Source organism: Streptomyces sp. NPDC017991, from assembly GCF_044328075.1.
In the GTDB taxonomy this organism is placed as follows: Bacteria; Actinomycetota; Actinomycetes; order Streptomycetales; family Streptomycetaceae; genus Streptomyces.
In genome coordinates this window covers 322,917-345,136 of sequence record NZ_JBIRGP010000010.1, presented here as the reverse complement: position 1 = coordinate 345,136, position 22,220 = coordinate 322,917, and the positions used below count along the sequence as shown (strand labels likewise).

Annotated in this window: 18 protein-coding genes; 9 read left to right on the top strand and 9 right to left on the bottom strand. The window is 70.2% G+C overall.

Going from position 1 to position 22,220, the window contains the following annotated elements; genetic code table 11:
* Positions 1-51: 51 nt before the first annotated feature.
* Both ACH4DZ_RS28980 and ACH4DZ_RS28975 read right to left on the bottom strand, forming a co-directional pair.
* The gene (locus ACH4DZ_RS28980) at positions 52-864 is read right to left on the bottom strand and encodes a GntR family transcriptional regulator (protein WP_398290312.1); all 813 of its coding nucleotides are present in this window, start codon (positions 862-864) and stop codon (positions 52-54) included.
* A 2-nt stretch (positions 865-866) separates the two neighbouring features.
* On the bottom strand, positions 867-3,062 hold the full coding sequence (locus ACH4DZ_RS28975; RefSeq protein WP_398290310.1) for an alpha-N-acetylglucosaminidase: 2,196 nt from the start codon (positions 3,060-3,062) through the stop codon (positions 867-869).
* Positions 3,063-3,332: 270 nt separating this feature from the next.
* On the opposite strand from ACH4DZ_RS28975, the gene ACH4DZ_RS28970 reads away from it, so the two are divergent.
* The 4 genes from ACH4DZ_RS28970 to ACH4DZ_RS28955 are packed head-to-tail and all read left to right on the top strand — an operon-like array spanning position 3,333 to position 7,159.
* Entirely contained in the window at positions 3,333-4,067 is a 735-nt protein-coding gene (locus ACH4DZ_RS28970; protein WP_398290309.1) for a sugar isomerase domain-containing protein, read from the top strand.
* A 38-nt stretch (positions 4,068-4,105) separates the two neighbouring features.
* The gene (locus ACH4DZ_RS28965; RefSeq protein ID WP_398290308.1) at positions 4,106-5,452 is read left to right on the top strand and encodes an ABC transporter substrate-binding protein; all 1,347 of its coding nucleotides are present in this window, start codon (positions 4,106-4,108) and stop codon (positions 5,450-5,452) included.
* Positions 5,442-6,335, top strand: a complete 894-nt coding sequence (locus ACH4DZ_RS28960) for a carbohydrate ABC transporter permease (protein ID WP_398290307.1) — start codon at positions 5,442-5,444, stop codon at positions 6,333-6,335. Before ACH4DZ_RS28965 ends, ACH4DZ_RS28960 begins: the two co-directional genes overlap by 11 nt.
* Positions 6,332-7,159: a carbohydrate ABC transporter permease gene (locus ACH4DZ_RS28955; protein ID WP_398290306.1), complete on the top strand. Its 828-nt coding sequence runs from the start codon at positions 6,332-6,334 to the stop codon at positions 7,157-7,159. The genes ACH4DZ_RS28960 and ACH4DZ_RS28955 overlap by 4 nt, the downstream gene beginning before the upstream one ends.
* A 95-nt stretch (positions 7,160-7,254) precedes the next feature.
* Here ACH4DZ_RS28955 and ACH4DZ_RS28950 read toward each other — a convergent pair whose 3' ends face one another.
* The gene (locus ACH4DZ_RS28950) at positions 7,255-7,467 is read right to left on the bottom strand and encodes a hypothetical protein (RefSeq protein ID WP_398290305.1); all 213 of its coding nucleotides are present in this window, start codon (positions 7,465-7,467) and stop codon (positions 7,255-7,257) included.
* Positions 7,468-7,584: 117 nt separating this feature from the next.
* On the bottom strand, positions 7,585-8,775 hold the full coding sequence (locus ACH4DZ_RS28945; protein ID WP_398290304.1) for an ROK family protein: 1,191 nt from the start codon (positions 8,773-8,775) through the stop codon (positions 7,585-7,587).
* A gap of 173 nt (positions 8,776-8,948) precedes the next feature.
* Here ACH4DZ_RS28945 and ACH4DZ_RS28940 point away from each other — a divergent pair, with 173 nt between their 5' ends.
* The 4 genes from ACH4DZ_RS28940 to ACH4DZ_RS28925 all read left to right on the top strand — a co-directional run bounded on the left by ACH4DZ_RS28940 (position 8,949) and on the right by ACH4DZ_RS28925 (position 13,495).
* The gene (locus tag ACH4DZ_RS28940; RefSeq protein WP_398290303.1) at positions 8,949-9,920 is read left to right on the top strand and encodes a carbohydrate ABC transporter permease; all 972 of its coding nucleotides are present in this window, start codon (positions 8,949-8,951) and stop codon (positions 9,918-9,920) included.
* Between the two features lie 17 nt (positions 9,921-9,937).
* On the top strand, positions 9,938-10,870 hold the full coding sequence (locus tag ACH4DZ_RS28935; RefSeq protein WP_398290302.1) for a carbohydrate ABC transporter permease: 933 nt from the start codon (positions 9,938-9,940) through the stop codon (positions 10,868-10,870).
* Positions 10,871-10,880: 10 nt separating this feature from the next.
* The gene (locus tag ACH4DZ_RS28930) at positions 10,881-12,230 is read left to right on the top strand and encodes an ABC transporter substrate-binding protein (RefSeq protein ID WP_398290301.1); all 1,350 of its coding nucleotides are present in this window, start codon (positions 10,881-10,883) and stop codon (positions 12,228-12,230) included.
* Between the two features lie 62 nt (positions 12,231-12,292).
* Positions 12,293-13,495: a Gfo/Idh/MocA family protein gene (locus ACH4DZ_RS28925; protein WP_398290300.1), complete on the top strand. Its 1,203-nt coding sequence runs from the start codon at positions 12,293-12,295 to the stop codon at positions 13,493-13,495.
* Positions 13,496-13,618: 123 nt separating this feature from the next.
* Here the strand turns inward: ACH4DZ_RS28925 and ACH4DZ_RS28920 are convergent, their stop codons facing one another.
* Positions 13,619-14,305, bottom strand: a complete 687-nt coding sequence (locus tag ACH4DZ_RS28920; protein WP_398290299.1) for a response regulator — start codon at positions 14,303-14,305, stop codon at positions 13,619-13,621.
* Between the two features lie 191 nt (positions 14,306-14,496).
* Here ACH4DZ_RS28920 and ACH4DZ_RS28915 point away from each other — a divergent pair, with 191 nt between their 5' ends.
* On the top strand, positions 14,497-15,267 hold the full coding sequence (locus ACH4DZ_RS28915; protein WP_398290298.1) for a hypothetical protein: 771 nt from the start codon (positions 14,497-14,499) through the stop codon (positions 15,265-15,267).
* Between the two features lie 11 nt (positions 15,268-15,278).
* Here the strand turns inward: ACH4DZ_RS28915 and ACH4DZ_RS28910 are convergent, their stop codons facing one another.
* From ACH4DZ_RS28910 to ACH4DZ_RS28895, 4 genes are all read right to left on the bottom strand, one after another.
* Positions 15,279-16,745: a S8 family serine peptidase gene (locus tag ACH4DZ_RS28910; RefSeq protein ID WP_398290297.1), complete on the bottom strand. Its 1,467-nt coding sequence runs from the start codon at positions 16,743-16,745 to the stop codon at positions 15,279-15,281.
* 20 nt (positions 16,746-16,765) lie between these two features.
* Positions 16,766-18,640, bottom strand: a complete 1,875-nt coding sequence (locus ACH4DZ_RS28905) for a RiPP maturation radical SAM C-methyltransferase (RefSeq protein ID WP_398290296.1) — start codon at positions 18,638-18,640, stop codon at positions 16,766-16,768.
* Positions 18,641-18,656: 16 nt separating this feature from the next.
* Positions 18,657-18,932: a hypothetical protein gene (locus ACH4DZ_RS28900; protein ID WP_398290295.1), complete on the bottom strand. Its 276-nt coding sequence runs from the start codon at positions 18,930-18,932 to the stop codon at positions 18,657-18,659.
* A 69-nt stretch (positions 18,933-19,001) separates the two neighbouring features.
* Positions 19,002-22,028: an AfsR/SARP family transcriptional regulator gene (locus ACH4DZ_RS28895; RefSeq protein WP_398290294.1), complete on the bottom strand. Its 3,027-nt coding sequence runs from the start codon at positions 22,026-22,028 to the stop codon at positions 19,002-19,004.
* Positions 22,029-22,220 lie beyond the last annotated feature (192 nt).

Here is a 22,220-nt window from a genome sequence, read left to right as displayed (position 1 = left end):
CAGATTCGCCGACGGCAGAGCGCACCGCGTCACACGGCACAGCGCGGGCCGCTACTTGGTCACCACCAGCGAGAACTCGTACAGGTCGCCCCGGCACAGCGATTCGCCGTACTCGACGACGTGGCCCGTCCCGTCGAAGGCCGTGCGGCGGACCAGCAGGGCGGCGGAGCCCTCCTTGACGCCGAGCAGCCGGGCCTGGCGGCCGGTGACGTTCACCGCGCGGATCTGCTGGGTGGCCCGGACGACGCGGACGCCCTGGGTGTTCTGCAGGGCTTCCGAGAGCGAGCCCTTGAGCAGTGACTCGTCCAGGTCGGGGAAGCGCTCCGCCGAGAGGTAGACGGTCTCCAGGCAGATGGGGAAACCGTCACCGAGGCGCAGGCGTTCGATGCGGTGGAGGGTGGTGCCGGGGTCGACGCCCAGGGCCGTGGAGTGGTGCAGGTCGGCCTCCACCAGCTCCGCGGCGAGGAGTTCGGCGCTGGGCCGGTAGCCGCGCGAGCGCAGGTCCTCGGAGAACGAGGTGAGCGTCGACGTCTTGGTGACGTGGGGATGGGAGACGAACGTTCCCACGCCCCGCACGCTGCGGATGAGGCCGTCCTCGCGGAGTGCCTGGAGCGCGCGCCGGGCGGTCGCCCGGCTGACGTCGTACCGCTCGGCGAGCCGCCGTTCGGTGGGCAGCGCCTCGTCGGGCCGCATCCGGGCGATGTCGGCCTGGAGCCGCCGCCGCAGCGCCTCGTGCTTGAAGGAGTCCGTCTCGATGGAGTCCGTCTCGATGGAGTCCGTCTCGATGGAGTCCGTCTCGATGGAGTCCGTCCTGAAGGAGTCCGTCGCCGGGCCGTCGTCTGAGCGCCTGTCCTCGACCGTCACATTCACTCCGCGGTTCGCACCTGTCCGCTGTCTCCGTCGTCTCGAAGGACGCGGTAGCGGGGCATCAGAGTACGCACCACGTCAAGGGTCGTTCCGGCGGTGTCCGCCTCCGGTGTCGTCGTCCCGCTCCGGCCGGCCACCCACCGCTCCTCCTGGGCGAGCAGGGACGCCTCGAACTCCTCGGCCCGGTAAGGGGTTCCGGTCTCCAGCGCCCGCGCGATGTGCTCGTACCAGCCGCGCCAGCGGGGCAGGTGGAACGTGCCGACCAGGCCGGCCCAGTGGCGGCCCGAGTAGTCGTGCAGCTTGCTGTGGGTGTGGCCCCAGAGGGTGAGCAGGCGGCGCGCGTCGGTCTCGTACAGGTCGGCCTCGGCCGGGGTGGTGGCCCAGCCGCGGGCGTCTGCCAGCCAGGTGTCCAGCCGGTGTTCGGGGCGGGTGGCCAGCAGGTTGTCCAGGTCGTCGATGGTGTCGAGGAGTTCGCGGGCGGCCCGGTGGAAGCCTTCGGCGTCCCGTGCCAGGGCCGCGTCCGCCGCCCGCCACTGCCGCGCGCACGCCACATGGGTGAGCACCTGCGCGGTGACGTCGCACAGGTCCCGGCCGAGCGGTCCCGCGCTGTCCCGCGGTGTCGTTTCGCCGGCCAGGAGCAGCCAGGCCTCGGCCAGGGCCGGTGGCACGTCCGGCGACGGGGGATCGGCCAGGTGCACCGGCAGCTCGTGCCGCAGATCGCCCTCCAGCGTGGGCCGGCCGATGATCACCGAGCCGGGCGGCCCCGGTCCCTCGGACGCGTAGACGCTGTCGTGCAGCAGGTCCCAGGCGCGCAGCAGCCCGGGAGTGGCACGGCCGTACCGGGCCCGCGTCCAGGTCGCCAGCCATGCCCGTACGTCGTCGACGGCGCCCTGCCAGGCGACGTCGGCCAGCAGTTCGTACAGGACCGGGTCGCCGCCGAAGGCCTCCATGCTCGCGCCGATCCCGGACAGCGAGCCGCCTCGTGCGTCGGCGTGCGCGCGGGCGGGGCCGGTGGCGATCACGTCCAGTTTTCCGTAGAGCCCGGGCCGTCCGCCGAGGCTGTGGAGCATGCACCACACCCAGGGCTTCTTGCGGTAGCCGTCGGTGCGCCGCCAGACCGGCCGGTGCTCGGCCCACAGGTCGAGGATCAGCATTCCGTCGTCGGGGATGGCGTCGAGGAAGGCGCTGGTCCGCTCCGGTGTCCAGTAGCGGGCGCGGTAGGAGAAGGGCCAGGCCTGGAGCACCCAGGTGGCCCGGTCGTCCACCGCGGTCATCACGCCGTGCACCGCCCGCGCGACCTGGGCGAGGCCGGCGGGGTCGCTCACCGGGGGTGTCGTCTCGATGAACGGGTCGGCGGCGTAGAGGTGGTCCGTGCCGAACAGCCGGGTCTGCTCGGTCAGCAGGATGGTGCCGAACTCCTCGAAGAGCGGGTCGCGCGGGTCCAGCATGCCGACCTCGAAGTCCCACCAGGGAAGGGTCGTCGACCGGGCGCCCCGGTCCGCGATCAGCTCCCGCGGGACGTGCCCGGAGAAGCCCTGGAGGACCGGTCGCATGCCCAGGGCGCGTTCCCGGTCGAGGATGCGGCGTCCGAGGTCGAGGTGTCCGTCGATCCAGCTCTGCGGCAGCGGACCGGACCAGCCGTCGAGCGAGGCGAGCCAGTTCCACGGCAGGTAGGCCGGCCCGCCCAGGAAGCTACGGGCGGTCCCGTCGTCGAGCCCGGTACGCACGAGGGCCCGTTGCCAGACCGCTTCCAGGCCGGTCATCGCCAGCGGGGTGCTCACGCCGTGCAGGGCCATCCAGTCGATGTGGCGCTCCCAGCGCGCCCAGTCCCAGTACGCGGTGGTGTAGCCGAAGGTGCAGACGTTGAAGTGGTAGCGGTGCAGGTGGGGGGAGGTCGTGCGGGGTGCCGTGCCGGTGCGCGGCAACCGGTCCGGCAGCCGGGGGACGGGGGCGTCCCAGGTGATCTGCGTCCCGCACACGGTCCGCAGGTACCAGCGCAGCGCCGAGGCGACCGCGACCCCGCTGGACCCGCGCAGCTCGACCGGGCCCGGTCCGGCGTCGACCTCGTACCAGTCGGGTCCGTCGCCCCCGGGGACCACCTCGGCGCTGAACTCCGCGGCCCGGTCCCCCAGCAGGCGCCGCAGCAGCTGCCGGGCGGCCGGGGTGCCCGCGCCCGCTTCCTCGGCTGGTGTCATCGTCCGGACCACTCCTGACGGGACCGGCGACGAGGTCGACGGCGGAGTTGACGGTGGGGTGGACAGCGGCATGGATCGTGGTACGTACCACAGAACTCTCGAAGCTAGCCGTGCCGCGCGGGGGCGGTCAAGGAAGTAGACCGGAAAGAAGGCGGGTTGGTCGCGGGGCTGGGCAGCCCCATACCCCTCTGGTACGGTCCACAGCCACATCAGCGGCTCCGTTCGACCCCTCAGACGGCCTCGACACGACGACCAGGTGGCCTCGACACGATGAACGCCGATCTCGCCTACTTCGCCGCCCTCCAGGAGACCCTCACCACGATGGCCACCGCCGAGCGGCCGGCGATCGAGCGTGCCGCCCGGGCCGTCGCGGACAGCATCGCGGCCGGCGGTGTCGTCCACTACTTCGGCAGCGGTCACTCGCAACTCGTCGCCGTAGAACCGCTGCAGCGCGCCGGGGGCCTCGCACCGGTCGACGTCATCGCCGATCCGGCGCTCTCCCCCGTCGCCCCGCGCCACGCCGGCGCGGCCGAACGCGTCAGCGGCTACGCGGCGGCCGTCCTCCGTACGGCCGACATCAGGGCCGGTGAGGTAGTGGTCGTGGTCTCCAACTCCGGGATCAACGCCGTGCCCGTCGAATTCGCCGTGGGTGCGCGGGAGTTAGGCGCGACCGTCGTCGCCGTCACCAGCCGGGCGCACTCCCTGGCCACCGAGTCGCGGCACGTCGGCGGACAGCGGCTGCTCGACGTCGCCGACATCGTCATCGACACCCACGGCAGCCCCGGTGACACGGTGGTGCCCCTGGGCGACCTGGCCGTGGGAGCCCTGTCGACCGTGCTGGGGGCGGCTCTCGTCAACGCGCTGACCTGCCGGGCGGCCCAGCTGCTCGTCGAACACCACGGGCGGACACCGCCGTTGATCATCAGTCAGAACACGGACGGCGACGCCCAGCGCCGCAACGACGAGCTGCTGGAACGGTACAAGGACCGCTGCCCGAGAGACTGACGTACCGACCCGAACGACGAGGCAACGCCAGGAGGCCGATGATGGACAGCACACACCGGGTGCGCCGCCGCGTCGCCGCGACGGTCTGCGCCGTCGCCCTCGTGCTCCCGCTCGCCGCGTGCGACGCGCTCACCCCGGGCAGCGCGACGGCGGTGCCGGGCCCCACGAGCGTGCCGTCCTCGACCGACGTGCCGGACGGGGACGTCACGTTGCGTCTGCAGTTCGCCGACGCCCCGTTGATGGTCGACGCGCTGATCGCCGCGTTCGAGAAGGACCACCCCGACATCGGCGTCGAGCCGCAGTACAAGACGTTCTCGGACTACGTCCAGAACCTCAAGCTGACCATGACCTCGGACACCGCTCCCGACATCGCCCAGTACGCGGTGGGCATGACCGACCTCGCGGCGGACGGCCACATCCTCGACCTGGCGCCCTACCGGGAGGCGTACGGCTGGGACGACGCCATTCCCCCGGTCAGCCTCGACCAGCTCACGGCCGGGCGGACGAGCGAGGCCACCGGCGGGCGCGCCCTGTTCGGAGTCCCGGCGGGCCTGTCCATGACGGGCATCTACTACAACAAGGAACTCGCCGCGAAGGCCGGGATCGACGCTCCCCCGAGGACGCTGGACGAGTTCGCGAAGCAGCTCGCCGCGGCGAAGGACGCGGACCTCACCCCGCTCGGGGTCGGCGCGCTCGACTCCGGCGGACTGCACCTGTGGGCCGCCCTGCTCAACCAGATGATGCCCACGGATGCGTACTGGGACTGGGTGAACGGCAAGAAGGGCGCCACGATGGAGAACCCGGCGGCGGCCGAGGCCAGTGAAGTCATGATCGAGTGGGGCCGCAAGGGGTACTACAACGAGTCCGCGAACGGCACCGCGCAGGTCGACTCGACCGCCCAGTTCGCCAAGGGCGACAGCGTCTTCCTGATCAACGGCAACTGGGCGGCCGGGCAGCTCGCCGGCGTCATGGGGGACAACGTCGGGTTCTTCCCGATGCCCGGCGAACAGGCCGGCTCCCCCACGGTGGCCTCCGGGTTCAGCGTGTCGTACGCCGTGTCGGCCAAGACCGAACACCCCGAGGCGGCAGGCGCGTTCCTCGACTTCCTGACCTCCCCCGAGGCGGGCCAGATCATCAGCGACAACGGCTTCATGCCGCCCAACCCCGACGCCGTGAAGAAGCCGACGGGGGTGCTCGCGGACATCGCGGCGGGCCACCGGCGGGCCGTGGCCGACGACGGCATCACGACGTTCCCCGACTTCGCCGCGCCCGCGATGCTCGACCGGCTGCGCTCCGGCGTCCAGAAACTCATCGCGGACCGCGTGAAGCCGGCCGACTACCTCGACTCTCTTCAGGACGAGTGGGAGGACCATCATGGCGAGTAGGCCGCCCGTCCGGAACCGGGAGGCACGCAGACGGTGGCGCGGATACGTGTACGTGCTGCCCGCGTTCGCCGTCTACTTCGCCTTCGCGGTGCTGCCCGCCCTGCACACGGCGTATCTGTCGCTGTTCGAGTGGGACGGTGTCACGCTCGGCGAATGGGTCGGGCTCGGCAACTACGCGGAGATCTTCCAGGACCCGATCCTGCGCCGGTCAGTCTTCAACGCCCTGGTGCTGGTGGTGTTCTTCTCCTTCGTGCCGATCGTGCTCGGGCTGCTGTCGGCGGGCCTGCTGGCCCGTTACCGGCGGCCCGGCATGGGCGCGTACCGCTTCCTGTTCATGCTGCCGCAGGTCGTTCCGCTCGTCGCGGTCGGCGTGACCTGGCGCTGGCTGTACGGGGACGACGGGGTGGTCAACCAGGTGTTCCGCGCGGTGGGGCTGGACGGGGTGGCCCGGGCGTGGCTGGGCGACTTCGACGCCGCGCTGATCGCCGTGGGACTCGTCGGCACCTGGGTGCTGAGCGGGCTGTGCATGATGCTCTTCCTCAGCGGCGTACAGAAGGTGGACCCCAGCCTCTACGAGGCGGCCCGGATCGACGGCGCGGGCCCGGTCCGCGAGTTCGTGTCCGTGACGCTGCCGCATCTGCGCGGTGAGCTCGCCGTCGCCATGACCGTCACGACGGTGGCCGCGCTGGCCAGCTTCGACATCGTGTACGTGACGACGAACGGCGGTCCGGGCGAGCAGACGACGGTCCCCGGCCTCCTCGTGTACCGGCTGGCGTTCTCCGAGGGCAAGGTGGGGCTCGCCGCCGCCCTGGCCGTCGTCCTGGGCGTCCTGATACTCGCGATCGTCTACCTCATCAACCGACTGTCGAGGGATCGGACATGAACACCGTCGCGCGCTCGGAACGCTGGTCCGGCTATGCGCTGCTGACCGTCATGGCGGTCGTCGTCGTGATCCCGTTCCTCAGTGTCTTCCTCGCCTCGCTCCAGCCCGCGGGCACACCGGTGGTGGGCCTGACCTGGCCGGAGCGGTGGAGCTGGGACAACTACGAGACGGCCTGGTCGGTGGCCGGGTTCTCCGACCTCATCCGGCACAGCCTCGTCATCGCGGTCGGCGTCGTACCGGCCTGTCTGGTCCTCGCCGCGCTGGCGGGGTACGCGCTGGGCACGATGAAGCTTCCCGGCGGCAACGCGGTGGCGGCGTTCTTCATCGCCGGCCTCACGATCCCGGTGGAACTGATCGTGGTGCCCCTCTACTTCGACCTGCGCGGCCTCGGGCTGACCAACTCGTACCTGGGCGTGATCCTGGTGGAGATCGCGCTGTTCATGCCGTTCAGCGTGTTCTGGATGCGCACGCACTTCCTGTCGACGCCCACGTCGCTGGTGGAGGCGGCCCGCATGGACGGGGCCTCCTCGGCGACGATCCTGGTTCGGATCCTGCTTCCGCTGGCCCGGCCGTCCCTGATGACGCTCGGGCTGCTCGTCTTCATGTGGTCGTGGAACCAGTTCCTGCTGGTGCTGGTCCTCATCCAGGACACCACCAAGCACACGGCGCCCGCGGGTCTCGGCTTCTTCGTCGGTCAGAACAGCACGGACATCCCCACGCTGGCGGCGGGGACGATCATCGTGATGCTGCCGATCCTGATCCTCTTCGTCGTCTTCCAGCGCAGCTTCATCGCGGGACTGCTGCAGGGGGCGATGAAGGGCTGAGCGTGCAGGGGCGAGCGGTGGAGGGCTGACCGGTGGAGGGTTACGCGGTGCAGCGGCGCCGCGGTGTCGACGGGGCTCGGGGGCGGACCTGACGGTCAGGCCGCCTGCGAGGAGTCCGCGTTCGCGTCGGGCCGGGGGGCGGCGGCCGCCCACTCCAGGACCAGTCGCTGGTAGTCCCGCCGCTGCTCACCGCTCAGTGTTCCGCCGGCCCGGAGCCACAGGGCCCGGATCTCTTCGTTGACCTCGGCGGCTGACCTTTGCGTGGCTCCCGGCGCACGACGGTGAGTGGTGGACATAGCGTGAATCATACGGGGCTGTGCGTGAAGACCATGTGAGTGGAGACTGTGATCCTTACCGCCTTTCGGCGGCTGTGACAAGGGCCACTGCGTCAAGTCCCCGTATGCAACAGCCGTACGGCCGGACCGTCAGACGGGCCTCGCCCCGGACACGGATCCGGATCCGGCGCCCAGGACCAGCGTCTGGATGGCCAGTACGGCACCGCCGCGCGCCCAGTCGTGGAAGTCGGACACCTTGGTCTCCAGGTTGACCGGGTCGGCCTGTGGATGGCGGTTGGCCAGGATCGCCTGCTCGACCGCCGGACCGGCCGCGTCGACCAGGCCCACTCCTTCCCCGGCGAGGAGGATCTTCTCGGGCATGGCGAAATTGGCGATCTGCGCGACGAGGGTGCCCAGGGCGCGCGCCGCCTCGTCGACGACCCGGGCGGCCATGGGTTCGCCCTCGGCGGCCAGCGCGAGGACCTCGTCGTACGAGACGTCGCGGCCGGTGGCGGCCCGGACCTGGTAGCGGATGCTGGGGATGGTCAGCAGGGAGATGGCGCTGCCGCGTCCGCCCTCGGGCGTGAGCGGGCCGTTCGGGTTCACCATCCAGAAGCGGCCGACTCCTCGCCCGTCCTCGGCGGTCACCACCCGCTTGCCGCCGCTGACCAGGCCGTAGCCGAGGCCCGCGCCGATGGTCAGGACCGCGAACCGGTCGAGGCCGCGCCCCGCGCCGAACCAGCTCTCGGCCTCGACGAGCGCGTTCACGTCGTTCTCGACGACGACGGGCAGTCCGGTGCGCTCCTCCAGCAGCCGCGCCAGGGGGACGTCTCGCCAGCCGAGGAAGGCCGACTCGTCGACGACGGAGCGGTCCGAGGCGCGCCCGCCCAGTCCGATGCCGATCCCGGCGAGGCCCGGGAAGTCCCGGGCGAACTCCGCCGTGACCGCCCGCAGCACCTCCACGACGTGCTGCGGATCGTGGCCGGTCAGGGGCAGGTCGTGGCGGGCGACGATATCGCTCCTGAGGGTCGTGACGACCCCGTAGACCATGTCCTCGGTGATCTTGAAGCCGATGAAGGTGCGGGATTCGGCGACGATGTCGAGGGGCTGCGAGGGCCGGCCCTGGCGCACCTCGGCGTCGGGAAGCGCGCTGCCCTCGGGGACCTCGACCAGCAGGCCCGACTCGATGAGCGGCTTGGTGAGGCGGGTCAGGCTGCCCGCGGACAGGTCGAGCCGTCGGGCGATGTCGCTGCGCGACAGGGGGCCGTGCGTGAGGACCTCGATCGCCACGGAGCGTTCACCGGGACTGAGCGGCAGCCAGCTGGCGGCGCGTGCGGTCATGACCGACCCCCTCGTCGTTTCTTTCGATGCAGAAGTAATCATGCCACCCCGGGCTGCGTAAACCCCTCCACCCCCGAGGAGAAAAGTTACGCGCAGACCTCTTGACGGTCGGATTCTTTCGGCCCAAAAGTAAGTGGGGCCCGAGGACGAGCCGCAGACGAGGGAGTCTCCCGATGACCGTCGCCTCAAGCAGCCCACCGTCGCGTCTGCCACTGCGCGGCGTCGAGGGGACAGCTCCGCAGCCGAGGAGCGGCAGGAAGCGAGAACGTGACGGTGGCGGACGCGGTGACGGAGCCCTCGCGGCACTGTTCATCGCGCCGGCCATGCTGGGTTTCCTGGTCTTCCTGCTGTGGCCGACGCTGCGCGGCATCTATCTGAGCTTCACCCGTTTCAATCTGCTGACCCCGGCGGAGTGGGTCGGCCTCGACAACTACCGGCGCATGGTCAACGACCCCATCTTCTGGGACTCGCTGAAGGTCACCGTCGAGTACGTGTTCATCAACATCGGTGTCCAGACGGTCTCCGCGCTGGCCATCGCCGTCCTCCTGCAGCGCCTCACCCAGTCCGCGGTGCTGCGGGGCGTCGTGCTGACGCCGTATCTGATGTCGAACGTCGTCGCGGGCATCGTCTGGCTGTGGATGCTCGACACCCAGCTCGGCATCGGAAACGAGATCATCGCGGGCCTCGGGTTCGACCGCATCCCGTTCCTGGCGGACGAGACGTGGGCGATCCCGACGATCGCGCTGGTCAACGTGTGGCGGCACGTCGGCTACACCGCGCTGCTGCTCTTCGCCGGACTGCAGGCCATCCCCGGCGACATGTACGAGGCCGCGAAGGTCGACGGCGCGAGCGAGTGGCGGATGTTCTGGCGGATCACCATGCCGCTGCTGCGGCCGGTGCTGGCCGTGGTGCTGATCATGACCGTGATCGGCTCGTTCCAGGTCTTCGACACGGTGGCGGTGACGACGAACGGCGGTCCCGCCAACGCCACCAACGTGCTCCAGTTCTACATCTACGGCTCGGCGTTCGGCCGCTTCCAGTTCGGCTACGCCTCGGCGATGTCCGTGGCGCTCCTGGTCGTGCTCAGCGCGATCACCGTCCTCCAGTACCGGCTCACCCGAGCCGGTCAGACCGACCTCGGCTGATGAAGGGAGCGACCGACATGACCGCCGTGACGACAACGCCAACGCCAACGCCAACGAAGGTACGGCCCGAGCGCCGAAGGCCCTCCCCCGGGAAGGTCCTGGCCTGGACGGTGATGGCCGCGATGGTCCTCGTCACCCTGCTGCCGTTCTACTGGATCCTGCGCACCGCGCTGTCGTCGAACACGGCGCTCGCGGCCCACCCCGGCGACGTCCTGCCCGTGGACCCGACGACCGGTGGTTTCGAACGGGCTCTGGGTCTGCAGTCCACCGAGGAGGCCATCGCCCAGGGCGGTTCGGGCGGCGGACTGAAGTTCTGGCGCTATCTGCTCAACTCGGTGATCGTGTCCACCCTGATCACCGTCTGCCAGATCCTCTTCTCCGCCATGGCCGCGTACGCCTTCGCCCGGCTGCGGTGGCGCGGCCGGGACAAGGTGTTCGGGCTGTTCCTGGCCGGGCTGATGGTGCCCGCCATCTTCACACTGCTGCCGAACTTCGTCCTCATCAAGCAACTCGGCCTGGTCGACAGCCTGTTGGGCATCTCCCTGCCGACGATGTTCATGACCCCGTTCGCGGTGTTCTTCATGCGTCAGTTCTTCATGAACGTGCCCCGGGAGGTCGAGGAGGCGGCGCTGCTCGACGGGGCCGGGAAGATCCGGATCTTCTTCCGCGTCATGCTGCCGATGGCGTCCTCCCCCGTCCTCACCCTGGGCGTGCTGACGTACATCACCTCCTGGAACGACTACTTCTGGCCGCTGATGGTCTCCTACAGCGACAGCTCGCGCGTGCTCACCGTGGCACTGGCCATCTTCCGGGCGCAGACACCGCAGACCGGTTACGACTGGTCCGGTCTGATGGCGGCGACGCTCATCGCCGCTCTCCCGATGCTCGTGCTCTTCGGCTTCTTCGCGCGCCGCATCGTCGGCACCATCAGCTTCACCGGCATCAAGTAAGGGGACGGGCATGCGAATTCGTACGCGTACGGTCGTGGCGCTGACCGGGGCGCTGGCACTGTCCCTGGTGACGGGCTGCACGCAGGGCGGAGCCGCCGGGGCCGGTGCGAACACGGTCACGTACTGGCTCTGGGACTCCAACCAGCTGCCCGCCTACCAGGCCTGCGCCAAGGACTTCGAGAAGCGGAACCCGGGCCTGGACGTGAAGATCACTCAGATGGGCTGGGCCGACTACTGGACCAAGCTCACCGCGAGCTTCATCGCGGGCACCGAGCCCGACGTGTTCACCGACCACATCCAGAAGTTCGGGCAGTTCGCCGACCTGAACGTACTCGAACCGCTGGACGACCTGGGCATCGACGAATCCGCCTACCAGCCGGGGCTCGCCGCCAACTGGACCGGCCGGAACGGTCACCGCTACGGCGCCCCGAAGGACTGGGACACCGTCGCCCTCTTCTACAACAGGAAGATGACCGAGAAGGCCGGGCTGGCCGCACAGGAGATGGGCGACCTCTCCTGGAACCCCGAGGACGGCGGCACCTTCGAGAAGGCCGTCGCGCACCTGACCGTCGACAGGAACGGGAAGCGCGGCGACGAGGAGGGCTTCGACAAGAACAACGTCGAGGTGTACGGGCTCGCCACCGGCGGCGCCGGCGACAGCGACGGGCAGACCACGTGGAGCCCGTTCGCCGCCTCGGCGGGCTGGAGGTACACGGACAAGGCGCGCTGGGGCACCGAGTACCGGTACGACGACAAGACCTTCCAGTCGGTGGTCGACTGGTACTTCGGCCTCGCGAAGAAGGGCTACCTCGCCCCGTTCACCGACTACACCGACGGCGCCAACCCGCCCAACGCGCAGGTCGCCTCGGGCAGGGCGGCGACCGCCTTCGACGGCGCCTGGATGATCTCCACGTACTACGGCACCAAGGGCCTCGACGTCGGGACGGCCGTCACCCCGGCCGGTCCGACCGGCAAGCGGGCCACCATGATGAACGGCCTCGCCGACTCCATCACCAAGAACGCGCACAACAAGGCGGGCGCGAAGAAGTGGGTGCGGTACCTGGCCTCCGACGAGTGCCAGAAGACCGTCGGCGGCTACGGGATCGTCTTCCCGGCGACCCCGGGCGGCACCGAGGCGGCCGTGGCCGCGTACAAGAAGAAGGACATCGACGTGTCCGCGTTCACCGGACCGGTCGCGGACAAGAAGGACTTCACCACCTTCTCCTTCCCGGTCACCGACTACGCGGCGGACGTGTACGCCCTGATGCGCCCCGCCATGCAGGACGTCTTCGCCAACAACGCCCCGGTGAAGGGCCTGACCAAGACCAACGACCAGATCAACTTCATCCTCGGCCAGTGACTCGGACAGTGACTCGGCCGGTGACCCGGACAGTGACTCGGACAGTGAAAGGCACACACTCCATGACGTTCTCCCTCGGCATCGTCGGCGCCGGCCAGTTCTCCGGCCAGTTCGCGAAGCTGTTTCTCGCCCACCCGGGTGTCGGCGAGGTCCACGTCACCGACCTCCTGCCCGAGCGGGCCGAGCAACTGGCCGCCGCCGAAGGGCTGTCGGGGACCTTCCCCTCGTACCGGGCGATGCTGGAGTCGGAGGCGGTGGACGCCGTCGCGATCTTCACCCAGCGCTGGACCCACGGCCCGCTGGTGATCCAGGGCCTCAACGCCGGCAAGCACGTCTACTCGGCGGTGCCGATGGCGATCACCCACGAGGAGATCGCCTCGATCATCGACACGGTACGGGCCACCGGGCTCACGTACATGATGGGTGAGACCAGCCAGTACAACCCGGCGACCGTCCATGCCCGCAACCAGATCGCGGAGGGCTCCTTCGGCCGGCTGTTCTACGCCGAGGGCGACTACGTGCACGACATGGACCTCGGGTTCTACGAGGCCTACCAGTACAGCGGCGGCGAGAACTGGAAGGCGACCGCCAGCTACCCCCCGCTGCTCTACCCCACGCACTCGGTGGGCGGGGTCCTCGGGGCCTGGCAGACGCATGCGGTGAGCGTGTCCGCGATCGGGGTCAAGGACGACCGCGGGGACGGCGTCTTCGACAAGGACATCAGCCAGTTCGGCAACGACTGCTCCAACGCCACCGCGCTGTTCGAGGTCGCGGGCGGCGGCTCGTTCCGTACCAACGAGTTCCGGCGGGTCGGCTATCCCTCGCACATCCGGGAGTCGCGTTTCCGGTTCTTCGGGACGGACGCCAGCATGGAACAGCTCGCCACGGTGGCCTTCTGGCAGGACAAGAAGGGCGTCAAGGACATCAGCGAACTCCTTGAGCCCAAGCCCACCATGTCCCCCGACGACCCCTCCCTCCAGCACATCGCGCCGGAACTGCGGGCCGCCTTCACGTCCGGGTCGGCTCCGGTGCACGACCGGGCCCGGCTGCCGAGGGAGTTCGACCACCTGCACAACGGCCACGAGGGCAGCCACCACTTCCTGGTGGACGACTTCGTGACCGCCGTCAACACCCGGACCCTGCCGTCGGTGAACGCCTGGGTGGCCGCCCGCTACACCCTGCCGGGCATCGTCGCGCACGAGTCGGCGCGGCAGGGCGGGGCGCGGCTGGAGATCCCTGACTTCGGGGACGCGCCGGAGGTGTGAGCGGCCTACGCGTGAAGGGGCCCGGTGCCGCGGGGGCTTCCGCGCGGCACCGGCCCCCGTACGTTGCTGTCCTGCACCCGGAGCTGTGCTTCCACCGGAGCTGTGTTTCACCGGAGCTGTGTTTCACCCGGACGGGGACGGCGGTTGCCCGCCCATCCCGGCGTCACGGGCGCGGGCGACGGCCGCGGCGCGGTCGGAGACCTGGAGCTTGAACAGGATGGCGGAGACGTGGTTGCGGACCGTCTTCTCCGACAGGACCAGCCGCCCGGCGATCTGGTGATTGCCGTGCCCGAGAGCCACCAGGTCCAGCACCTCCCGTTCGCGCTCGGTCAGTTCGGGGAAGACCTGGGCGGCGTACGCGCGGTGGGCGCCGGTGAAGAAGGCGATGATGCGGTGGGCCACCGCCTTGCCGTAGACCGCGTCTCCGGCGGCGACGGTGAGAACCGCCCGGACGATGTCCGCGCTGTCGGCGTCCTTGAGGAGATATCCCCGGGCACCGGCGCGCAGCGCCCCGAACAGGGCCTGGTCGTCCTCGTGCATGGTCAGCACGAGCACGCCGAGGGAGGGGTGGCGGGCCAGCAGGGCACGCGTGGCCGCGGTGCCGTCCAGACCGGGCATGGCCAGGTCGGTCACCACGACGTCGGGGGCGGTGCGTTCGACGGCCGCCAGCAGGTCGTCGCCGTTGCCGGCCTCGGCCACGACGTCCACGGTCCCGCTGGTGGCGAGCACGGCGGCCAGGCCGTAGCGGTACATGGGGTGGTCGTCGGCGAGGACGACGCGGACGGCCCGGCTGTCGGCTCCGCCGTTCATCGACCCTCCCGAAGTCGTTCAACGACCCTGACGGGTCCCGGCCCTGGTCCCGGCGGCGGAGGGTGTGTCCCGTTCGTGGCGGACGTCCTTCCCGCCACGAACGGGACCCGCGCATCAGGACGGCGGCGGGGCGGACGGCCACTCTGTCGTGTACTCCGTGCCGAGCCCGGCGCCGGAAACGAGGGAGCACCTTGTCGATCTTCCCGCCCCAGTTCGCCGTAAGTCCTCGCACGACAGCCGCCCTGCAGGCCCTTCCTCCCCTGCTGACCGCCGTGCTCACGTGTCTGCTGCACACGACCGACGCCGAGCAGATCGCCCAGGTCGGCGCCTGCGCGTTCGGACTCGTCCTGGCCGGTCTGCCCGTGCTGCAGCGCTCCACCGACGCCGACTGCCGGCGGGCCGCCGGGCCACCCGGCGCGTGCACGCGGATCGTCGGTCCGCGGCCGAGGATCGAGCCGAGCACCACCACCGTCGTACTGACCGTGGCACTCGGCGTCGCCGCGTTCTGGCTCCTCGACCTGGTCGCCACCTGGGTGGGTCTGGGCAGCCTGGGCTACTGGAGCGGCGAGCATCCCAGTGACCGGTCGGAGGTCTACCGCTCGGTCGCTCTGCGCGGCTTCCCGATCCTTGGGTTCGGGGTATTCGCCGCCGCCGTCGCCATGGCACACCGCCTGCACGACCGCGCGCGGTCGGCCCTGTTCCTCACATGTGTCCTGTACACCGTCGCCCTGCTCGTCACCAACGCGGTGATGGTGAGCCACTGGGACGACGAGCCGCTGCCGGAGAACGTCTATCTGCCCGTCGTGCTCGGTGCGTCGGCGTGGCTCGTCTGCGATGTGGGGCGCCGGTACGCCGAGCGCAGCCAGGAGCTCTTCGACCTCGTCCAGGCGCTCAAGCTGCAACTGCGCCGGGACGCGCGGGATCCGGGTGCCGGGGCGCCCGTGGCGGCGGGGCGGGGCTGAGGCTTTCCGAGTCATCCCATCGCCCGCAGGCCCCTCACCAGGTCGAATCCCCTGTCGACGTTCACGAGTCCCCTTCCTGTCGCGCCCGCACGGGCGGACAGACCGCCGGTGTCCAGGTTGCTCCACCCCTCGCTGACCGGGCTGGCAGTCTGCATGAGCAGCTTCTTGACCTGGCTCGGTGACGCGGAGGGGTCGCTCTCCAGCAGCAGCGCGCAGGCTCCGGCCACCTGCGGCGCCGCGGCGGACGTGCCGCTCAGAAGCGCCCATCCGTCGCCGGGCGTCGTGCCGTCCGCGGCCCTCCTCGACTGGTCCTGGTCGATCGTGGAGCCGCGGGGGGTGGGCAGCAGGATGTACGTCGCGTCGGGGCGCATCCCCACCAGACCGCACACGTCCGGAACGGTGCGCACCGGATCCTTGTAGAAAGCGCTGGTGAACGCACTCGCATAGTTCGAAGCCATGAGCCGGCCGCCGTCGGTCCGGTAGACACCCCCGACGGCGATGGTGTCGGGATGCTGGGCCGGGAACGCGAAGTGGCCGTTGCCCGCGGCGCACACCACGATGGTGCCGTTCCTGACCGCGAGCGATACCACCGCCGCCAGGAGCGGATCAAGGGCCGCCAGTTCCGTCTTACGGTCGTACTGCAGGCTCATGCTGATGATCTGCGGCGGGGGATCCTGCCGGGCCGCCTCGATGAACGCCCCCAACAGGTTGGTCGAGAGTGCCTTGACCATGGTGAAGGCGATGCCGGGTGCCACCGCGAACGCGTTGGCCGACTCACTGGTGCCGTGTCCGTCCTCGTCGACCTCCACGTCGGCGGCGCCCGGCCCCAGGAGGACGGTGCCGCTCCATCCCCTGTCGGTGAAGTACGGGTGCTCTTCCCACCCGGTGTCCACCATGGACAGCCGGATGCCCTTGCCCGTACAGCCACGGGCGTGCACCGACCTCGCGCCCAGGTATTCGGCGACCTGGTCGGTGGTGAGATGGAAGTAGCCGGGATCCGGCACCGGGCCGGCGCCGCGCAGCGTGGTGGCCGGTTGTTCCAGGGCCACGCCCTCCAGGAGGTTTGCCGCGGGCAGCCCCTCGGGCGAGATGAAACCGGGTCGGTCGGCCCTGGCGGTGTCGATGTACGTACGGGTCCTGCGCAGGTTCACCGCACCCGGCTGGATGACCTCCCGCTCCTCCGTGACCAGGATCGTCTCGAAGTATTCCTCGTAGACGGCCGGGGGAGCGGCGATGTTGATACTCACCGTGCTGCTGTCGTCGGGTAGGTCGTAGCAGGGGTCGAGGACGGTGAAGCCGTGCTCGGTCAGTTCCTGCCAGACCCGTTGGATGACGTCGACGTCCGAGACGAACTGCTCCGCGTTGTCCGACGTGATCTTGTGGGCGTCGAAGTCGAAGAGGGACACGCCACCTCGCGACTTGGGCGACACGTGTGCGTAGATCTTGCTGGGCAGCCGGTGTTCGACGCTGTAGGCCATGAGTGTGTACCCCCGATGAGTCAGGGCCGGGTGGCCGGGACGGCCAGAGCCAGGTTCCTGGGGCCGTCCCTGAAGACGAGCCCGGCCTTCGCGAATTCGTTCAGGGCGTGCTGCACCCCGTCGACGGGTCCCCGCAGCCCGAGACGCTCGTGCACAGCGGCCGCCGTCACGGGACGGTCGCAGCAGGCGAGGTACAGGTCTGCCGTCGGGCCTTCGAGGACGTAGGTGCCCTCGTTCTCCTTCCTTCTGCCGTCGTGGATCTGGACGTAGTGCGGCGCCTGCCGGTACTCCAGTACGGGTGGCTGCGCGTCGTCCTGCCACGCGCCCTGCCAGTCGGCGATCGCCTCGCGCAGGGGCCGGTGGTCGGCGTCGGGGAGAGCTCCCTCGATCTCGCAGCGGAAGAAGTACGCCACGAGGTCGAGATCGATGTCCGCGGGATACACCCGTGCGTAGCCGGGTTCGGGGCGCAGGTCGCGCAGGATCTTGTCCTGGTCGGAGAACAGCGGGCTGAACCGCTCCAGGGTGAGACGGCCCGCGTCCCCCGGCGGCGTCAGATGCCAGAGGTCCCGTACGGCGGCGGCCTGCTCGGAGGAGTCCTCCGGGCTTTCGCCCGGAAATCCCCAGAGGAGGTTCCACTGCACATCCATCCCGTAATGGCGCGCCCACCGCAGGAGGTTCACGTTCTGTGCGGCCGTCACGCCTTTGCGCATAAGACTCAGCACCCGGGAACTCAACGACTCGATTCCGGGCTGGATCTGCGAAACACCAGCGTCGGCGAGCAGTTTGATCTGGGCCCGGGACAGATTGGCCTTCACCTCGTAGAAGATCTCGTAGTGTGCGCCGCTTTCGACCAGAGCGGGAAGCAACGTCCGAAAGTAGTGGGTGTCGAGGATGTTGTCGACCGCCTCGAATCGAAAACTGCCGTACCGGCGGGTCTGGTGGGCGAATTCGTCGAGAACTCGCCCGGCCGATTTGGAGCGGAAGTACATGGCCTCCCCGTTGAGGCCGCAGAAGGTGCAGTGGTGTTTCATCCCCCACCAGCAGCCGCGGGCGGTTTCCAGAGGGATACGGACGGTGCGGAACGCCGTGCGCGGCTGCAGCCGGAGGTTCTCGGCTCGTTGGAAGTACTCGTCGTAGTCCGGCATCGGAAGGTCGTCGAGACTCCGGACGGGCTGTGCCGGAGGCCCCGTCACCACCTTTCCCGCCTTCCTGCGGGCCAGCCCGGGCACGGTGTCGAGGTCGCCGCCGTCGGCCAGCGCGGACAGCAGCAGAGGAAAAGCGGTGTCCGCCTCCCCGATGACCGCCGCGTCGATGCTCTCCACCGCGCGTACCCACTCCGGGCCCATGGGAGCGTCGAAGTTGGCGCCGCCGAAGAGGGTGAACAGTGCGGGATGCCGTCGCTTGAGCCGCCGGGCCAGCGCCATGGATGCCGCGTTCTGCTGGAACGTCGAAGTGAAACCGGCTACGCGGAACCGGTCCCACGGGTACGCCTCGACAAGGGCGTCGAGATAGGCGGGGACGTCGTCGCGCCTGATGCGCAGGAGTCGGTCGCGCACTTGGCGGACGGGGGTACCGAGGGCGGGCGCGAGGCCCTCGGCGTACAGGTCGAGGAACTCGTTCCGCGGGTCGGGCGCGGTGGACCCGAACGCCTCCAGGGAGAACAGCCAGTCCCCGACCAGGTGTCCGAAGTCGCCGGCGAGAGCGCGGTACATCTTCACGCCGAGACCGGCGGCGAAGTCCAGGTTGGCGTGGAGGGTGATCGAGGGGAATCCGTGTGCTGTCGCGAGGGCGCTCAGCAACCCGGCCTGGAGAGAGGGCCGGCGATCGTCCATGAAGGGCATGCACACCAGGACGACGGGCCACTGCCTGCAGCGCGGAGCGCTACCGCTCGGCATCGCGGGCTTCTCTGTCTCACCGCCCGCCTTCCGTTGGCCCATTCCCGCCTCCGTCGCCCTCCGGCACGTAGAGCAGGTTGACTTTGACAGCTTCCCGGTTCTGGCGGGAGTCGGAACCGCCCCATATGGTTCCCAAGTACTGCGCTTCTTTCCTGCCGGTGAGCTCATCACCGGCAGCTTCGAACACTAATTCCAGAGCCCTTTTCTCACGCTCATCGAACCGGTCCCGCATCCCCTCCAAAACGTTCGCAAGATGCGCGATGTCCTCCCAATTCACAAAGTTCTCTTTCACGGCGCCCTCTTCCGGACGTTCACGGTCGGCACTGAACGCCGGGGAGTCTGGCGCCGGGCCCCCCTTACGTCAAGGGCCCTTTTCTTCCGGCACCCCCGCCTCCGCTTCGGCGGCGAGTCGTGCCCGTACCTGCGCGGCCTGCCGGTGTCCGAGCTCCTCCAGAAGCACCGCCGCCCTCCCCCACGCCGCCCCCGCCGCGCCCCGGTCACCGGTGGCGAGGAGTACGTCGCCGAGGGACGAGAGGGTGTCGGCCTCGTTGTACAGGTCACCGATCTCCCGGTAGATGGTGAGCGCCTGTTCGTAGCTCTCGGCGGCCTGCTCGTACTGCTTGAGGTCGAGGTGGATGTGGCCGAGGCTGTCCAGGGTGTCGGCCTGGTCGAACCGGTCCCCCGCTTCCTCCAGCAGGTCGAGCGCCGCCGCGCAGTGGCCCAGCGCCTCCTGGTGACGGCCCAGTCGGGAGCAGAACCACCCCACCGCGTTCAGCGCCCGCGCCCGGCCGGTGCGGTGGCCGGCCGCCTCGAAGGACTCCAGCGCTTTGCGGGCGTGGCCGAGCCCTTCTTCGTACTGCCCTTTCTCGTCCTTCAGCCAGGAAAGCGTCCGATGCACGTGCGCCTGACCGAGGACGTCCCCGAGCGCCTCGTACAGGCCGAGTGCCTGCAGCATGTGGGTGGCGACGTCCTCATATCGGCTGAGCCGCATGTACGCGTAGGCCAGGCCCCCATGGCTGACGGCCTTGCCGTGCGCGCTCCCCGCACGGCGTGCGGCCTCAAGGGCCCGTTCGTGTGCCGCTGCGGAGTCGTGCCAGTGTCCGGCTCGGTCGAAGTAGGGCTGCAGCGCCCAGGCCAGCTGCCAGACGTGGGTGTCGAACCGGCTGTGCGCGGCCTCCTGCTGCAGCGCCAGCAGCACCGGGTGTTCCCGCAGGAACCAGGACAGCGCCTCGTCGTGATCCGTGAAGTGCTCGCCCGTGACCGGTGGCAGCGGCGGGGCGAGAGTGATGGGGTCGTCCCGGTACGGACTCACGTACAGGCTGGCCCGGTAGGCGCTGTGCAGGTAGTGGTCGAGCATGCGGTGCAGTGCGGCCATCCGGTCGGCGGGCGGGTCCCGAGTCAGGGCGAGTTCGGTGGCGTAGGCGCGCAGCAGGTCGTGCAGTTCGTAGCGGTCGTCCGACGGTGAGGCCAGAAGGTGGCCGCCGGTCAGTTCCGCCAGGAGCCTCCGGGCCCGGCCGAGGGGCAGCCCGGCCAGGCTCGCCGCGGCGGCCGTGCCGATGTCGGGGCCGGGGTGCAGTCCGAGCAGCCGGAACAGTCGGGCGGCCGGCTCGGACAGGCGCTCGTAGGACCAGGAGAACACCTTGCGGACGTTGGTGGCCGAGTCTCCGCCGTCGAGCAGGTCCAGCGCGCTGCCCGCGGCGTGCAGTTCCTTCGCCAGTGATTCGAGCGGCTGTTGCCCGCGGATGGCGGCGTGGGCGCCCACGATGGCCAGGGCGAGCGGAAGGCGGGCGCAGGAGGCGATGATGTCCCGCACCGCGTCGGGGTCGGCGGCGAGACGGTCCGTGCCGATACGGCGGCCCAGTACGTCCTTGGCCTCGGTCTGGGACATCAGTCCGAGGCCGAGCGGCTGGGCCCCGTGGGTGATCATCAGTCCGGTGAGCAGGTTGCGGCTGGTGACGACGCTGAAGCACGCCGGTGAGCCGGGCAGGAGGGGACGCACCTGGTCGGCGTCCTGTGCGTTGTCCAGGACGACGAGCATGCGCCGGTTCGCCAGCAGGCTCCGGTAGAGGCCTGTCTGGCCGTCCGGGTCGACGGGGATGCGTTGCGCCGGCACACCGAGCGCGTCCAGAAACCCGCGGGTCGCCTCGGCCGGGTGCATGGCGCTGCCGCTCGGGTCGAAGCCGCGCAGGTTGACGTAGAGCTGCCCGTCGGGGAACCGGGCGCGGACCCGGTGGGCCCAGTGCACGGCCAGGGTGGTCTTGCCGACTCCGGCGGTGCCGCCGATCGCCGTGATGACGACCGTCGCGCCGTCGCCGGACCCCGGCCCCGGCTCCGCACTCGCGCCCCCGCCCCCGCCCGTGCCCGCACTCGCGCCCGCGCCCGGCAGGAAGGAGTCGAGCCGGGCGATCGCCTCCTCCCGGCCGACGAAACCGCTGACCGGATGCGGGAGTTGGGCGGGTACGACGGTCGACGGCAGGCCGGTGCCGGCCGTGGTGGCGGGCGCGTGACCCTCCGGTGCCGCGGTCGGCGTGTGGCTGTTCGGGGCTGTGCCGAGGTCCGGGGTTGTGCCGAGGCCTGTGCCTGTGCCGAGGTCCGGGCCCGTGGCGAGTGCCGGATCGTCGGCCAGGATCCTCGCGTGCAGGCGGCGCAGCCGCTGTCCCGGCTCGATGCCGAGTTCGTCGCGCAGCAGACGGCGGGCCCGGTGGAAGGCGGCCAGCGCCTCCGCCTGCCTCCCGGCTCGGTGCAGGGCCAGCATGAGCAGCCCGTGGATGCCTTCCCGCAGCGGGTGCTCGACCGTGAGCCGGCGTATCTCGCCGACGAGGTCGAAGTCGTCGCCGAGGGAGAGATCGACCTCGATGCGTTCCTCCAGGACGCTCAGGCGCCGCTCCGCGAACCGGTCGCGCTCGGCGTCGACCAACGGCCCTGTCATGCCCTCGCAGAGCCGGCCGTGCCACAGGCCCAGGGCCGCGTGCAGCGCCTCGGCGGTTCCGGCCCGGTCGCCCCTGGCTCGGGCCGAGTGCGCCCGTTCGATGAGGCCGTCGAAAGCACGTACGTCCAGTTGGGCCGGTCCGGGAGTCAGCAGATAGCCGGCCTCGGTCCACGCGAGCAGCCCCGACGGTGCCCGGGGCGGCCGTTCGGGCTCCAGGACGCGGCGCAGTCCGGAGACGTGCCGTTGCAGCAGGTTGGCCGCGCGCGCCGGTACGGCCCAGCCCCACACCGCGTCGACGAGCTGATCCCGGCCCATCGGGGTGTCGGCGTGCAGGAGCAGCACGGCGAGCACCACGCGCTGCTGCATCTGCCCCAGGTCAAGCTCGGTCGTGCCCCGCCACGCCCGCAGCGGTCCGAGCAGTTGGAAGCGCAGTCCGGTGAACGGCTCAGGCCCAGTCATCGCGGGCTCCCGCCTCAGGTGGCACCTGTCGTCCACGCTAGCGCCAAACCGGTGTGAACACCGCTGCCCGGACTGCAACGGCTCCTGCAGCGGGGGCTGCAACGCCGCCCCGCAGCCTGGTGTTCAGGGCCGGGCGGGAGGTGACACGCCCCTCCTCCTCGGCCCCTTCACCATCGACTTCGGCTTCGGCTT

What these genes read in the sequence shown, in the direction of transcription:
- ACH4DZ_RS28910 (WP_398290297.1), bottom strand. Translation starts at nt 16,745, where the DNA reads ATGGCCTACAGCGTCGAACACCGGCTGCCCAGCAAGATCTACGCACAC.
- ACH4DZ_RS28920 (WP_398290299.1), bottom strand. Translation starts at nt 14,305, where the DNA reads ATGAACGGCGGAGCCGACAGCCGGGCCGTCCGCGTCGTCCTCGCCGAC.
- ACH4DZ_RS28935 (WP_398290302.1), top strand. Translation starts at nt 9,938, where the DNA reads ATGACCGCCGTGACGACAACGCCAACGCCAACGCCAACGAAGGTACGG.
- ACH4DZ_RS28960 (WP_398290307.1), top strand. Translation starts at nt 5,442, where the DNA reads ATGGCGAGTAGGCCGCCCGTCCGGAACCGGGAGGCACGCAGACGGTGG.
- ACH4DZ_RS28940 (WP_398290303.1), top strand. Translation starts at nt 8,949, where the DNA reads ATGACCGTCGCCTCAAGCAGCCCACCGTCGCGTCTGCCACTGCGCGGC.
- ACH4DZ_RS28930 (WP_398290301.1), top strand. Translation starts at nt 10,881, where the DNA reads ATGCGAATTCGTACGCGTACGGTCGTGGCGCTGACCGGGGCGCTGGCA.
- ACH4DZ_RS28975 (WP_398290310.1), bottom strand. Translation starts at nt 3,062, where the DNA reads ATGACACCAGCCGAGGAAGCGGGCGCGGGCACCCCGGCCGCCCGGCAG.
- ACH4DZ_RS28925 (WP_398290300.1), top strand. Translation starts at nt 12,293, where the DNA reads ATGACGTTCTCCCTCGGCATCGTCGGCGCCGGCCAGTTCTCCGGCCAG.
- ACH4DZ_RS28965 (WP_398290308.1), top strand. Translation starts at nt 4,106, where the DNA reads ATGATGGACAGCACACACCGGGTGCGCCGCCGCGTCGCCGCGACGGTC.
- ACH4DZ_RS28895 (WP_398290294.1), bottom strand. Translation starts at nt 22,028, where the DNA reads ATGACTGGGCCTGAGCCGTTCACCGGACTGCGCTTCCAACTGCTCGGA.
- ACH4DZ_RS28955 (WP_398290306.1), top strand. Translation starts at nt 6,332, where the DNA reads ATGAACACCGTCGCGCGCTCGGAACGCTGGTCCGGCTATGCGCTGCTG.
- ACH4DZ_RS28905 (WP_398290296.1), bottom strand. Translation starts at nt 18,640, where the DNA reads ATGCCGAGCGGTAGCGCTCCGCGCTGCAGGCAGTGGCCCGTCGTCCTG.
- ACH4DZ_RS28945 (WP_398290304.1), bottom strand. Translation starts at nt 8,775, where the DNA reads ATGACCGCACGCGCCGCCAGCTGGCTGCCGCTCAGTCCCGGTGAACGC.
- ACH4DZ_RS28970 (WP_398290309.1), top strand. Translation starts at nt 3,333, where the DNA reads ATGAACGCCGATCTCGCCTACTTCGCCGCCCTCCAGGAGACCCTCACC.
- ACH4DZ_RS28950 (WP_398290305.1), bottom strand. Translation starts at nt 7,467, where the DNA reads ATGATTCACGCTATGTCCACCACTCACCGTCGTGCGCCGGGAGCCACG.